General features: G+C 47.1%; 14 protein-coding genes and 1 pseudogene. 8 read left to right on the top strand and 7 right to left on the bottom strand.

The genetic code is table 11. From position 1 onward, the window contains the following. Position 1 precedes the first annotated feature (1 nt). Positions 2-1021 (top strand): glycoside hydrolase family 43 protein, encoded by a 1020-nt coding sequence (locus tag NC996_RS18630; RefSeq protein WP_190683958.1) that lies wholly within the window; start codon positions 2-4, stop codon positions 1019-1021. A 195-nt stretch (positions 1022-1216) separates the two neighbouring features. On the opposite strand, the gene NC996_RS18625 is transcribed toward NC996_RS18630, so the two are convergent. After that, positions 1217-2323, bottom strand: coding sequence for a HAMP domain-containing sensor histidine kinase (locus tag NC996_RS18625; RefSeq protein ID WP_242032520.1), 1107 nt, complete (start codon positions 2321-2323; stop codon positions 1217-1219). A 695-nt stretch (positions 2324-3018) separates the two neighbouring features. Further along, positions 3019-3201, bottom strand: a pseudogene (locus NC996_RS18620) (hypothetical protein); the annotation flags it as partial. A 220-nt stretch (positions 3202-3421) separates the two neighbouring features. Between NC996_RS18620 and NC996_RS18615 the strand changes: the two are divergent. The 4 genes from NC996_RS18615 (at position 3422) to NC996_RS18600 (ending at position 6527) form a co-directional block, all read left to right on the top strand. Beyond that, a complete protein-coding gene (locus tag NC996_RS18615) occupies positions 3422-4393 on the top strand; it encodes a sodium-dependent bicarbonate transport family permease (protein ID WP_190412389.1) in 972 nt (323 codons plus the stop codon). Positions 4394-4397: 4 nt separating this feature from the next. Continuing rightward, positions 4398-4709, top strand: coding sequence for a P-II family nitrogen regulator (locus tag NC996_RS18610; protein ID WP_190412390.1), 312 nt, complete (start codon positions 4398-4400; stop codon positions 4707-4709). A 114-nt stretch (positions 4710-4823) separates the two neighbouring features. After that, a complete protein-coding gene (locus NC996_RS18605) occupies positions 4824-5540 on the top strand; it encodes a carbonic anhydrase (RefSeq protein WP_190683955.1) in 717 nt (238 codons plus the stop codon). 447 nt (positions 5541-5987) lie between these two features. Continuing rightward, positions 5988-6527: an inorganic diphosphatase gene (locus NC996_RS18600; protein WP_190683952.1), complete on the top strand. Its 540-nt coding sequence runs from the start codon at positions 5988-5990 to the stop codon at positions 6525-6527. 35 nt (positions 6528-6562) lie between these two features. Here the strand turns inward: NC996_RS18600 and NC996_RS18595 are convergent, their stop codons facing one another. Further along, complete coding sequence (locus NC996_RS18595; protein WP_190683948.1) at positions 6563-6925, bottom strand: SnoaL-like domain-containing protein; 363 nt, start codon at positions 6923-6925, stop codon at positions 6563-6565. Positions 6926-7065: 140 nt separating this feature from the next. Here NC996_RS18595 and NC996_RS18590 point away from each other — a divergent pair, with 140 nt between their 5' ends. Continuing rightward, positions 7066-7947: a LysR family transcriptional regulator gene (locus NC996_RS18590; protein WP_190683944.1), complete on the top strand. Its 882-nt coding sequence runs from the start codon at positions 7066-7068 to the stop codon at positions 7945-7947. Positions 7948-8106: 159 nt separating this feature from the next. Here NC996_RS18590 and NC996_RS18585 read toward each other — a convergent pair whose 3' ends face one another. Both NC996_RS18585 and NC996_RS18580 read right to left on the bottom strand, forming a co-directional pair. Further along, positions 8107-8346, bottom strand: a complete 240-nt coding sequence (locus NC996_RS18585) for a hypothetical protein (protein ID WP_199302971.1) — start codon at positions 8344-8346, stop codon at positions 8107-8109. Between the two features lie 298 nt (positions 8347-8644). Continuing rightward, positions 8645-9844, bottom strand: a complete 1200-nt coding sequence (locus tag NC996_RS18580; protein ID WP_190683941.1) for an FAD-dependent monooxygenase — start codon at positions 9842-9844, stop codon at positions 8645-8647. Between the two features lie 220 nt (positions 9845-10064). On the opposite strand from NC996_RS18580, the gene NC996_RS18575 reads away from it, so the two are divergent. Together NC996_RS18575 and NC996_RS18570 are read left to right on the top strand one after the other, a co-directional pair. Continuing rightward, complete coding sequence (locus tag NC996_RS18575; protein WP_190683938.1) at positions 10065-10961, top strand: pirin family protein; 897 nt, start codon at positions 10065-10067, stop codon at positions 10959-10961. A 124-nt stretch (positions 10962-11085) separates the two neighbouring features. Continuing rightward, positions 11086-12444, top strand: coding sequence for an aminotransferase class V-fold PLP-dependent enzyme (locus tag NC996_RS18570; protein ID WP_190683936.1), 1359 nt, complete (start codon positions 11086-11088; stop codon positions 12442-12444). On the opposite strand, the gene NC996_RS18565 is transcribed toward NC996_RS18570, so the two are convergent. Then, positions 12407-12544: a hypothetical protein gene (locus tag NC996_RS18565; RefSeq protein WP_339380246.1), complete on the bottom strand. Its 138-nt coding sequence runs from the start codon at positions 12542-12544 to the stop codon at positions 12407-12409. The genes NC996_RS18570 and NC996_RS18565 overlap by 38 nt on opposite strands. A 129-nt stretch (positions 12545-12673) precedes the next feature. Further along, a complete protein-coding gene (locus NC996_RS18560) occupies positions 12674-14260 on the bottom strand; it encodes a DUF2326 domain-containing protein (protein WP_199302969.1) in 1587 nt (528 codons plus the stop codon). Positions 14261-14294: the final 34 nt, after the last annotated feature.

The raw sequence follows: 14294 nt of genomic DNA, 5'->3' as shown, positions 1-14294 counted from the left end.
AATGTCTCAATTTGAGCCGACGCCTGAAGAATTCCCTAGCAAGCGCACCTATACCAATCCGGTGTACAACGGCTATTTTGCCGATCCGTTTGTTTGGGAACACGAGGGAGTATATTACGCAATCGGCACGGGTGCAGCAGAAGCAGAGGGAGAGGTGGACGAAATCGGCAAACAGCGCGTCTTTCCCCTCTTGCGCTCTGAGGACTTTGCAAACTGGGAGTTTGCGGGTAATGCACTGCTGCGCCCAGATGCTGCTCTGGGAGATAACTATTGGGCACCCGAAGTTGCTTATTGCGATCGCAAGTTCTATCTCTACTACTCAGTAGGACACGAAGACAAAAGGCATCAGTTACGGGTTGCAACGAGCGATCGCCCCTTGGGGCCTTATCAAGACATCGGTGAACCCCTCATAGACCCTGAATCGTGTCCTTTCGCTATCGATCCCCATGCCTTTCGGGATGACGATGGGCAATGGTATCTGTTCTACGCCCGCGATTTCTTGGATACAGAAGGCGGAGTAAGGGCTGGAACGGCGCTGATGGTAGACCGATTGATAGGGATGACAAAACTGGCTGGAGAGGGGAAAGTTGTTTTACGCGCCCGCTCTGACTGGCAGCGGTTTCTAGCGAACCGTTTGATGTACGGCGATCGCTATGATTGGCATACCTTAGAAGGTCCCAGTGTCCGCAAACATGGCGATCGCTACTACTGCTTTTACAGCGGTGGGCGTTGGGAAACTGAAAACTACGGTGTCGATTATGGCGTTGCAGATAGCGTCATGGGTCCCTACTCGGATGCGGGGAATGAAGCAGGACCCCGCGTATTGAAAACTGTTGTCGATCGCGTTCTCGGTCCCGGTCATAACTCAATCGTTGTCGGTCCCGATGGTAAAACTGATTACATCGCTTACCATGCTTGGGACACGGGCAGGTCGGCGCGGCGAATGTGCTTAGATAAATTGATTTGGACGGCGGATGGCCCGCGCTGCGATGGTCCCACCTGGACATCGCAGACTATCTAACAGCGAATAGCGATCGCGCTTACCGAAACCGAAGCAATTCTAGCGATTGCTGGCGGCAAGATGTCAAGTGCGATCGCTCTTGAGGAGTGTCATGTATACGGGCAATTCTCTGGAAAGATTTTTAGCCTATAATCCAGGTTACAGAAATTGGCGACCGTCCTTCTTTTCACCAAAATCAGCGAAGAACCTTAGCCACTATGCCACCTGATCGGGAACTTTGGGTAACTTGATGATAAAGCTTGTTCCCCTGCCTTCAGCGCTTTCAACTTCAATCGTCCCTTCATGTGCTTCAGTAATACTCTTTACCAAAAATAATCCTAGTCCCCATCCCGTTTGCTCCTCAGCAGAGATAGTTCGACGAAATTGTTGAAATAGGATTGATTGAGCGTCTAGGCTAATCGGATCGCCTTCATTATGGATAGTAAGGCTGATCTGCGTTTCAGTTTGCTGAAGCGTGAGTGTAATCGGCGTGCCAGACGCCCCATATTTCACAGCGTTAACTGCTAAGTTTTCAATCACCCGCCGTATTTCTTTACGGCTGCAATAACTCCTGATATCAGAATCACAAACCACAACAAACCGATCTCCATAAGCGAAGCTCAAATCCTCTACTACCTCTTGAACTAGCACCTCTAAATCGCATTCTTCAAATTCAATCTTTAAACTCTGCCCTGTCCGCAGCCGACTTGCATCAAGCAGATTTTGAATCATCGAATCCAGCCGATTGATTGCATTGAGCATCCTCGCGGCTATATCCACGTGGCTATCTCCTCGTTCCACCCGACGCAGAGTCAGTTGAGTTCCCATTTTTACAACATTAAGGGGGCCTCTGAGGTCGTGAGTTAGCGTCACCATAAATAGCTCTTGAATATCTCGCAGCGTCTCGGAGAATTGAGTGGCAGCGTCATTAACGGCTTGCTCAATGGAGTCGATAATAATGTCTCGTTCCCTCACGTCTAAAGGTGCTTCTTCCTCTAAAACTTGAAAGATGACTTGACGAAGGATGTGGTACTCGAAAATGAGTTGAGTCATGGAGTAGTCGGCATAACCGGCCCGCTCATGCCCATGCTTCTTGCCAATCCGAGTGCTTTCTACCTTGTCGGCTGCGATTCGGGCAGGTGTCCTGTCAATTCTGTTTGAGAGTTCATCTACCAGTTGGTTTAAGTACAGAGGTAGCGAATTTCGTAAAACAAGAGACTCATGATGCATTGATGCTTTGACTTCATCACGCGCCCGCTCCTCCCACAGATGCATAATTCTTTCAGCATTTTGCTTAAGACGGTCAGACGCTTGATTAGACATCGTTCTTGATTCTCTGCATGCGTGCAGGTAAGGGAAAGTTTCCAAGATGTGGGTTTGATTGAGTTTGAGCAGGTTCGGGCAGCAAGCAACAGAAGTTGCAATGCCTCTGTATACCCCGTCAAGTAGCAGACAAGGTTAAATTACCAAAGATGGTAAGTAGTTTGGACAAGCAGCAGAAAGATATAATTGTAGCGAACTGCAAACCCAAACGCTTCAAACCGCTTTCCAATACAAAACTGAAACTACATTAAATTGCAAATAAAAGGTTAGTCTAAACCCCAATAGCTGCAAATCAAATCACATTATCTGTAAACCGACTGCAAACATAATTTTGAAGCCACATTATCTGCCAATAGCTTTAGGGTAAGCGAAAAAAACTGCTCAAGGATTATTTTTAACTACTACAGTCCGATTTCTACCACTGCATTCGGGCATATATGTCTGGTCAATAAGTCCTTTTAATTCGGATACTTTTGGTAATGTATTCTAAAAACTAGCGTTGGTCAATCAAACCGCTACTTGATGAAGAGGAACTTGATGGACAAAAGAAACCAGTAATGCAATTTTCTGATCGCTTTAGTGTGTATCTCTCTCAGGGGAAAATTATGTCAGTTTCTCTTCCTGACGATGAGATTTAACACCTCACTGCACTAAACGGCTGGATGAAAGCGCTTTACCAATTGGGTTGACAATTTTTAATGCGTCTGGGTCGTCATCGGTATACGAGCGATCGCCCTAGCCCAAAAACAGATTCCTGAGTTCTGGCTGTCATCCCTATAGCTAAGCCTAAACGTATCGAGAAATGGCATCAACGCCTCCATCTCCTGGGGAGGTACTGCCATTCTCACTACAATTCGCCCGTAATCGGCGCTGTTGTTGCAGTAGCGACTTCAGTTCTTGTCAAACCCATCTCCCGGCTGATTTCGGTAGTTAGAAAGGTTTTATTTATACTTAGTATAAAAATTTCCTATATCTTTTTAGCGGCTCAATTGCCATACAGTGGTTCTACGCATCAGATGTTGCGTAGAACCACTGTGTCACTTCAGTCATGATTAAAACCTTTTTCAAATTCTTGGTTATCCAGGATGGGGAGTAGATATGGATACAAGCCTGATCGTTTCTAATATCCTAAATCCACCAATCCTATTCTTCTTTCTAGGTATGGTGGCAGTTTTTGTTAAATCGGATCTGGAAATTCCGGCTCCTTTCCCCAAGTTACTGTCACTTTATCTACTATTTTCCATTGGCTTTAAGGGAGGAGTAGAACTGATTAAAAGCGGCTTAACCCAGGAAGTGATATTCACCATGCTGGCAGCCGTATTGATGGCGTGTGCCGTCCCGATCTATACCTTTTTTATCCTGAAGCTGAAGCTGGATATCTACGATGCAGCAGCGATCGCCGCGACTTATGGCTCCATCAGTGCCGTAACTTTTATCACGGCAGGAGCTTTTTTGACCGAGTTGGGGATTGATTATGATGGTTATATGGTTGCAGCCCTAGCGCTTATGGAATCTCCGGCTATCATCGTCGGGCTGATTCTGGTCAATCTATTCACACCCAGCCAGGGAGATCGGGACTTTTCCTGGCCCGAAGTGTTGCAAGAAGCCTTCCTGAATAGCTCCGTATTTCTGCTGGTTGGTAGCCTGATCATCGGAGTCCTAACTGGAGAACGCGGTTGGCACACTTTGGAACCCTTTACTCAAGGATTGTTCTACGGTATCCTGACCTTCTTTTTGCTCGACATGGGGTTGGTTGCAGCTAGAAGGATTAAGGACTTGCAAAAAACGGGTGTTTTTCTCATTTCTTTTGCAATACTAATCCCAATCCTCAATGCAGGCATTGGAATTTTGATTGCAAAATTCATCGGAATGCCCAAGGGGGACGCGCTCTTATTTGCGGTACTTTGTGCAAGTGCTTCTTATATTGCTGTTCCCGCCGCTATGCGTTTAACGGTTCCTGAAGCGAATCCTAGCTTGTACGTTTCTACCGCACTAGCTGTAACGTTTCCTTTCAACATCATTGTCGGAATTCCCGTATATCTGTACGGCATTGAGATGCTTTGGAGATAACATCATGCATTCAGTTAAACGAATAGAAGTCATCGCAAATTCAGTTGAACTTGGCAAAATTTTAGACAGTTTAAAAAAATCAGGTGTAACCGGGCACCTAGTCATCCGAAATGTTGCCGGACAGGGGCTTAGAGGCGGTTCTGAAGATTTAGATATGACGATGCTGGATAATGTCTATGTCATCGCATTTTGTGCGCCAGAAAAACTTAAAGGTGCTGTGGAAATTATTCGACCAATCCTCAACAAGTTTGGAGGCAGCTGTTACATTTCTGATGCGATGGAAATTCGCTCGACGAGATGCGTTGCTTCGTTGTAAGGCGGCTGTTTCTATCTTCTGTGAATCTGAAGAAACTAAAAAACAAAAATAAAGTCTAGCTTCGGCTTTGAACTTTGAATCGTTTATTCTGCAACTTTTACTTCTTCAATAGCGATGAATCAAAACAATGGGTTGATGGGGCGGCGCAATTTCTTGAATTTAACGGGAAATGGCGGAATAGCACTGATGGCGGCTGTGGCGGGAAGTGCATTCTGGGGCGTGCAAGCAAACCGAGCGATCGCAGCGACCGTTGAGCCTCCCAGCCCTGATGCCGCCCTAAAACGGTTGATGGAGGGCAATCAACGGTTTGTGCAACACAAGGCTAAACATCCCGATCAATCAGAGGCACGGGTTAAAGAAATTGCCCAAGCACAACACCCTTTTGCAACGCTGCTAACCTGCGCGGATTCGCGGGTATCTGCGGAAATTTTGTTTGACGAAGGACTCGGTGACTTATTTGATATCCGGGTTGCCGGAAATATTGTGACACCGGAGGTGCTTGGCAGTTTGGAATACGCTGTCGCTATCCTCAGCACTCCTGTGATTATGGTTTTAGGTCACGAACGCTGTGGTGCTGTCACTGCCGCAGTCCAGGGGGAACGTCTCCCTGGAAGCATGAATTCTTTTGTTAAAGCCATCAAACCTGCGATCGCTAAGACAAAAGATGAATCGGGCGATCCGGTTGATAACGCTGTAGTTGCAAACGTTCGGTATCAAATTGAGAAATTAAAACAAAATTCAACGATCGTTTCGGAACGATTGCTAGATGACAAGCTCAAAATTGTCGGAGGTCGTTACGATCTGGATACCGGAAAAGTCACATTGATTTAGGATTGCGTATAGCAGACATCTGAATTTCCATCAATGCTGATTCCACTGCTGCGAACATTCGCTCTGCTAACGCTGAGACTAGATAAATTCGCCCCTACTCTCTCTCTGCTAAATGATGGTTGCAATAGATGGGTAGGGGCGTTTGCATAGCCTGGTAGATAAACCCCGCAGGGTAAAGTACACCGAGAATTACATCCTAAGGTTGGTTGGCATGCTGAATTTTGAGCAAATCGGATGGAGTTGCAATCCAAGTTTGGATAGGTCAAGGGGCAGATGCAGTCGAACTCTATGTCCTACGCTCCATAAAACTAGATGACCGATCGCGATATGATAAGTGCGATCTGCGCTAGCCTTCGGCTTCTCCAACGGAGTACGCAGCAGCGCTAGGCTTACGCCTCGCTTCGCTAACGCTATCGCTAGCAAGAAATAGATACGTGCTAGTAAACTATGGCAACCGACCCTCTCCACCTCCCTCCGTTTGACTCAGATGATGCCGAAACGCTCAACGTCATCATTGACACGCCCAAGGGCAGCCGTAACAAATTTGAGTGGGACAAGAAGTACGGGTTGTACAAGTTGGGCGGCGTACTGGCAGCAGGCGCATTTTTCCCATACGACTTCGGTTTCGTGCCCTCGACTCTAGCCGACGACGGCGATGCTATCGACGTGCTGGTATTGATGGAGGAGCCTGCCTTCGTCGGCTGCCTTGTCCCATCGCGGCTCATCGGCGGCTTTGGCGCTTTTCAAACCGAGGAGGGGAAAACTGATCGCAATGACCGCTTGCTCGCTGTTGCCGCCAACTCCCGCAACCAGCATGACGTGAAAACGCTCGACGACCTGAATCAGAACCTCATCCACGAGATTGAACACTTTTTCGTGTCGTACAACGCGGCTAAGGGCAAAACGTTTGAGCCTCAAGGTCGCTTTGGACCGGAGCAAGCCCGCCAACTGGTTATTGAGGCTGCGGAGCGTTTTCGTGAGTGTTAGCAAGTTGTCGGATTCATCAAAATCGTTGAGGCAGTTTAGGCGGCGTAATAGAAACGCTCGTGGATTACTTTGCCATCTTTCCATCTCTGTACAGACACTTGATCGTGCGTGACTTTGCCCCATTCAGAATGGGTGTAATCGACAAACCACTCAGAAATAATCACGTCTTCGCCATAAGCAACCGCTTTCAGTTCTGCTGCACGAAATTCAGTCACTTTAGAAAAGAACTCCAGTTCTCTAGCGCGATTGGCTGCTTTCCCTACAGTGGCAGGCGTTTCATTTTCCTGCATCACTACATCCTCGCCATAGTATTTTTCAAAGGCTTCCATCGCTTTCCCTTGTAAAACCAGGGTCTTGATGTCTTCAAAGTTGGCTTTCAGGTCTGTTGCTGTAATCATGATTTTTCTTCTATTGGTTAGCTCAAAGTTGTTAGGTGAGAAACTTGATTTGCCTCACAACATCAATCATGTTTCATTCCTTCGGGTTTGAGAAGACTGCAAAATGGAATATGATTTATTCCGTTTGAGAATCAATCCCCATGTCAGACCTGATCGCCTGCATCAAGAGTTTTGTGCGAACAGTGGAAACGGGCAGTTTCTCCGCCGTTGCTAGAGAGATGGGTACCACTCAACCCACGATTAGCAAACAGATTGTTGCACTAGAAGAGTATCTGGACGTGCAATTACTGGTGCGCTCAACGCGCCAAGTGAGTTTGACCGATGAGGGAATGCGCTTTTATGAGCGTTGCCAAGCCGTTCTCGAAGCACTCTCTGAAGCCGAGTCTAGTGTGGGAAAACGGCAGAACCCTTCTGGACTATTGCGGCTCAATTGCTCGGTTGCGTTTGGGCAGATGCAGGTACTCCCTCGCCTGAAACGATTTCTCGATCGCTATCGGGATATCAAGATTGACCTAACGATGTCTGACCACTTTGTCGATTTAGTTGGAGAGGGTATCGATTTAGCAATCAGAATTGGCAAATTTGTCGATCCCAACTTAATCTCACAGCCACTCGGCACATACCGATTTGTCGCAGCCGCATCGGCAGCCTATTTGGAGAAGTTTGGTGAGCCACAAGTACCAGCCGACCTTTTGCACCACAACTGCATTGTTTATACCCGGCAGTCTACGGGTAATGAATGGCATTTTCGAGGCACGACAGTAACAGTGAGTGGAAATCTGCAAGTCAATAACTCGATGGCGCTACGTGAAGCCGTGTTGGCAAACATTGGCATTGGCACCTCCCCCATATGGGCGTTTACTGATGAACTCCAAAATCAATCGGTCAACGTCATCCTAAAAGAATACGAACCTGAGCCAATCCCGATTCAGGTCGTTTACCGTCGAGGACGCTTTCAGTCGGCGAAGATTAAATGCTTTATTGACTTTCTCATAGATGAGTTTAAGGCTGGACTGTCTTGATACAATAGACCTCTTGCTCTCATTCGCTGCTGGGATACTATGGGGTCTGAAATTAGGCGATAGCGAAGCGAGAAGAGCGAAGCGCAACTTGATTGATGCGTCGGCACAGATGCCTTCACTGCTGATGCTTTCACCACTGATGCCAATTTTAGAAGCTGCTTATATAGATTCGATGACCCTAAGAATATCTTCATCAGTAGCCGGACTATTATTATCAATAACCGCATCCCATTGATGGTTAATGCTTGCTGCTATCTTATTGTATTCTTCTACTTTCTCATCTAATACTGGTATGTGTTCTGAATTGTCTCTGTTTCTCACTCTCCTCAAACACTCTTCTAAATCAGCAAAGACTTTTATCAACTTGACTTCGTATTTATTTCTTAATGACGAATGCATCTAATTGAATCCGTCTCCTGCCCCTAAACTTTCAATCATTACCTTACTATGCTGCTGAAACTCCTTATCGATTTCCTTCTCAACTGTTTCCAACCATTCTCACCTGGCGCTAATTTCAGCCAGATCGGCTCTACTCTTAAGAACTTTATGTCTGTATTTTTATTGACTTGACTTCCAATATATGTTTTTCCTGAGCCTTTTGGACCAATGAGTATGTATAGTATTTTCCTCATCTTGTTATTACCTGTAACGGCTCTACTGGTATTGCAAACATGACGACAGGAGTTTACCCCCTAGTTCACACCGTTAACTGTATCTGCGTTACCCCTTGGCGCAACTGGCGCTGCCTTTGTAACCAAGAGTGCCTCACGCCCTTGCCCAGCAGGGGAGCTAGCTGACTCACCGCCCATCGCAGCAGTGCGCTTTTACGCAATAGCTCAGCCTGAGCCGCTTCCTGACTTTGAAGCTGCTGCACTCGAATAATCTCTGGCTCCCGTTCAGATTGAATCTGTGGCAACACCGCATCAATTGCCGCATCTGTTGCTCCCTCACGCAACAAGGGAACCAGATGATTTGCTGAAACGATCGCATCCCGCAATGCCATATTGATGCCTTGGGCGCGAATCGGTGACATTGGGTGAACGGCATCGCCCAGTAACAGTAAGCCTGGTGCATACCAACGCGGACAACGCCCGACGACAACGGATAACAGAACAGGACGCTCAATACTTTCCGCATGAGTCCGGATATGCTCGGCTAACCACGGGGGCGAGGCTTCTGCCAAAATATCAGGCCAATCGGCTTGCTTCCAGTCCATTGGGGCATCTTCATGGAGTGCCCAGCCTATCTGAAGATTCCCCTCGGAAGAGCGAAACAGCCCAAATGCATTGCGATCGCGAACAATCGAATAAAATACGTTCTCGGATTCAAAGCGATCGCTATCAGCCAATTTAAACCAAAGAATATCAAAGCTTCCGGACTGTTGCTCTAGAGGTAAGTTGGCTTGCTGCCGAACAACAGAATTACGACCATCCGCCCCAATGACTAGATTGGCACAGATGGAGCGATCGTCACCCAGCTTCACGCCCGAAACCCGTTGCTCGCTCCACACCAAATCCTGCACTGGAGTACCCTGGACAAACTCAAAATTGGGATAAGTGCTTGCCTGGTCGATCACGGCTTCCAGGAAAGCAGGTTGTGAGACAAGGGTGCAGGGCTTACCACCCGGTTCGATTGGCTCATTAACTCGAAACAGAAACCGATTTTCGATCAGGACTTCCCAGGCATCCAAAGGTCGATGAGGGATGCTCTCTAGCACAGACGACAATCCCATCTGCTCTAGAGCATCTAGCCCACTGGGCATCAGCCCCTCACCGCGAAAAACTCTCCGGAAGTTACGGGAGGATTCAATCAGTTTGACGGCGATGCCACGTTTGACGAGAAGCAGTGCAAGCGTTGCACCAGCAGGACCTGCCCCGACAATTACAACCTGAGTCATCACTTTAAAACTGCTTTGAATGACTTCAGAATACCAAAGTTATCTGTGCCATCTAACTCCTAGTAATAACGTGGCACAGCCCACTTGAGGTAAGCAGTTCCAGGCTGTAGAGAAGATGCGATCAACAATCTGTATCCCTAATCAAAAGGAAGAAGCTGATATAGCTCTAAGATTAGAAAATTAATCAGGCTTTGGTCAGAATTACGGGGTAATCTTTGCTATGTCCAACAGCATTGGTGATGTTCTTGAACCCGAAGTTAAAGATTTGGGCGGATTTGAGGCGAGGCGCATCTTGCCTCACGCAACTCGGCAGATGGTTGGACCATTCATCTTTTTCGACCATCTCGGCCCAGCTATCTTTGCACCGGGTCAAGGGATGGATGTGCGACCGCATCCGCATATCAATTTAGCAACACTGACTTACTTGTTTGAAGGGGTGCTGCTCCATAGCGATAGTCTCAAGGTTGTTCAAGAAATTCATCCCGGAGCAGTGAACTGGATGACTGCGGGTCGTGGCATTGTCCATTCGGAGCGAACGCCCAATGCGGTTCGGAGTCGCGAAAGACGGCTACATGGTATCCAGACGTGGCTCGCACTTCCTTCGGAACATGAGGAGACCGAACCTTGGTTTCGTCACTACCCAGCGACTGACATCCCCGCTTGGCAAGATGGGGGTGTCTCAATCACACTAATTGCAGGGCAGGCGTATGGTCGCACATCACCCGTTCAAACGTTCTCGCCGATGATCTACCTCGATGTCCAACTGCCGACTGGAACCGAGTTCACGCTGCCTCCGGACTATAGTGAGCAAGCCGTCTATAGCGTTACAAACGGTCTGAGCATAGATGGCGAACCGCTGGAGCCACAACGAATGATTGTATTGAATCCCAATCAGACTGTGAGCATTAGTGCGAAAGCTGACGCTCGTTGCATTGTGGTAGGTGGTGAACCTGTCGGTGAGCGGCACAAGTGGTGGAATTTTGTCTCTAGCCGCCTTGAGCGCATTGAGCAAGCGAAAGCGGACTGGAAGAACGGACGGTTTGAGCGGGTTCCACACGAAACCGAGTTTATCCCGCTGCCTGAAGAACCCCTCTCGCTGCCTGAACAACCCATGTAAAAGGAGCAGCTTATTCCTATTTAGGCGCGACGGCAGCTTGTTGCATCCAAAAATCATTCCAGTAGCGCTGCGCTATGCTCGCTTATGCGGGATTGTTTAGCCCCGTGCAGGGAAGGAAGAGGATATGCGAGAACTCTTGCAAACAACGTCTGAATATGCTGTTCGCTATCTTGAAGGCTTGGACGCTCGGAACGTTGCGCCAACCCAGGAAGCGATCGCTAATCTCATCCAGTTCGATGAACCCCTCCCCAATGAACCTGTCGATCCTGAACTTGTCTTGCAACTACTCGATCGAGTTGGTTCACCCGCATCAATCGCACAAGCAGGTTCCCGCTTCTTCGGACTTGTCACGGGTGGTTCACTGCCTGCCGCTTTAGCAGCCAACTGGTTAGCTGCCGCGTGGGACCAAAATTGTGGAATGTATCGCATCACCCCAGCTACAGCCTTACTGGAGCAGGTAGCTTTGCGCTGGCTGCTAGACGTACTGCATCTCCCTGCCGACTGCGGTGGTGCCTTCGTCACGGGAGCAACTGTTGCTAACTTTACAGCACTAGCTGCCGCCCGCCACGCCGTACTCGAACGGGAAGGTTGGAATGTAGAAGCAGACGGGTTGTTTGGTGCGCCACCGATTACGGTTGCAGTTAGCGAGGAAGCGCACCCAAGCTTGTTGAAAGCGTTGGGATTGCTGGGATTAGGTCGAAGCCGAGTTGTGAAAGTCCCCGTTGATGGACAGGGGCGGATGCGTCCAGATGCGATTCCATCCCTTAATCGTCCTGCGATTATTTGTACCCAAGTCGGAAATGTGAATACAGGTGCGTGCGATCCAGTTGGAGAGATTTGCGATCGCGCCAAGGAAGTGGGAGCCTGGGTGCATGTAGACGGCGCATTCGGACTCTGGGCCGCCGCCGCTCCATCGTTGGCGCACCTCACCGCTGGTATGGAAGAGGCTGATTCTTGGGCGACAGATGCTCACAAGTGGTTAAACGTACCGTATGATAGTGGGCTGGCGTTTGTTCGCGATGCCTATGCGTTGCAAGCGGCAATGGCGATTACTGCCGAGTATTTACCCACTGTCAGCGAGCAGCGCAACCCGTCAGACTATACTCCTGAATTATCGAGGCGTGCGCGTGGTGTTGAGGTGTGGGCAGCTTTGCGATCGCTCGGTCGCTCTGGTTTGGCAGACTTAATTGAGCGTACCTGTCGCCATGCTAGACACTTTGCCAAGGAGTTGAAAGCGGCTGGTTACCCCATTCTCAATGATGTGGTGTTGAATCAAGTCTTAGTATCCTTTGGGGATGCAGAAACGACCCATCAGGTGATTGCCGATATTCAAGCCGAGGGGACTTGTTGGTGTGGCAGTACGCTTTGGCAAGGGCAGACGGCGATGCGAATTAGTGTTTCGTCTTGGGCAACAACGGATGCTGATGTGGAAAAAAGTTTGGCAGCTATACTGCGAGTTGCTGGGAAATATTGTTCTCGATAATTTTAGGATGAGCGATCGCTTGACGATTGCAGATTGCGATCGCTCGATAAATCCTCTCACCACTCGCATCGGATATTGGCAAGATCGCGACTGTAGTCATGTCCTTAGCTAAGAGCGTCTTACTCACCAACTATAGTTGGCTTAACTTTAGATAGGAGACTGTAGGGACTAGTGCTTGCGTTTAGCGAGAGCTGATGCCAAAGGCAATTGCACTGGGGTAAACTTCCGTCTAAAAGCGAATACCTAGTAGTCCTCCCTCATCACTATCGTCAGTAAGTGTAAGTCTTATAAAGGAATCGAAATTCAAATTAAAATCAACTGCGAATTGTGAACGTGGAATCATATCTGAATTAAAAGTACATATGTACTGAAAACCACATCGCCTAGACTCCCTATCAGCTAACTGAAGAGCAAGTGATACTTGTCTCTCATCTACACCATCAAAAATCGTACTGTCGTGAATAAGTAGGTATGGTGATGTCTCACGTTCAGACCAAAGTTGTGCCAACATTAAGTCGTAACAAAATATCTTCATGTTACCAATCCCTTCACTACTGTCACGCCTAATATCTACTCTGAATTGAAAGCCATTTTCGCCTACATCTATAACGAGTGTTCCTGGAACATGGTAAAGAAACCGAGAGTTATCATTAAATAAACTAATAGCTCGCTCTACTTGAATATGCCGCTCTTCGTAATCACGGCGTGCGCGTTGCAATAGTCGTTCTTTTTCGATTTTTAAAGTGCTTTTTAATTCCTCAACTTTTTTTAATTCTTCTATGCGTTTATTTATTTCATTAAGGTCAGCTACAGTTTTTAGATAAAGTTCTTGAAGCATTGTATATTCTTCTAGCGCACCGTGTGTCTGTAGCACTTCCAATAAAGAAGCACGTTCTTCAGTTTTTTGCCGAATGAGAAATTCTCTAGACGATATATCCCTCATCAGACGTTGAATTTCAGCAGATAAAAACTCGCGACGATTCTCAATAAGTTTACGATGAAATATTTCTACTTCTTCTAGTCGTCGAATTACTAACCCAGGCAACTCAACACCAGCACCTTCGTATAGACGAACAATATCACTGGGTAAAGGTTCGTTTTCTGCTTCAAGGCTAACCTGATAAAATTTAAGTAATTTCTGATCTGTAAAATTGCTATTAGTTGCTTCATGGATTTCTGTAGTCAAACGATTAGCAGTCTCTTCTAATTCATGGTACTGAGGAGCAACTCGAAAATTACTTAGAGTTTCTTTCCTTTCACGTAGTTGTGACTCAACCTGAACTTTCAGAGCTTCGAGTTCACCTAAAGAACCAAGAATTCCTATTACAACTCCAGTCTCAGTATCTTTTTTAAGTTTTTTGAAATCGTCTAGTAGTTTTTGTTTATCTTTTAAGAGTTGCAAGTCTCTAGCATCTTCCCACGCAAGACCTAATAGAAACGCATTGTTAATTTGCTTGTCCCACTCAATCTGCTTTCTGTAATGTTCAAACGGTGTAGAAAATGCATCCCGCCCACGACGTATAAAGTAAGAAATGAGGCTTCTAAAAGTAGGGTGATATTTTCTATCTTCATCATCATTGGGTAGCCCAAACATTAAAGATCCAAGGACTGTAGTCCAATCCTTAAGACTAAGAATTTGTTGCCCTTCTTTTACCTTTGGCTGAATAGGCCAGTCTGTAGTATCTCCCTTAATTAGTATCTTTGATTGATCCTCAGTGCTTCTAGTTGCTGTAACAACTCGATTAGCAAGTGTAAGCTCTAAACTAAAAGCCCAACCTCTAAGATTTATAACACCGAGTCCTTTGCCTCTTGTCATCCTGGCTCCAAGGCAAAAGTGAATAATTTCGATC

Origin of the sequence: Trichocoleus sp. ST-U2, from assembly GCF_039961875.1 — a bacterium.
GTDB lineage: Bacteria > Cyanobacteriota > Cyanobacteriia > Cyanobacteriales > FACHB-T130 > FACHB-T130.
Note: the sequence above shows the minus strand (reverse complement) of the source record. Positions and strands in the feature narration are given on the sequence as shown.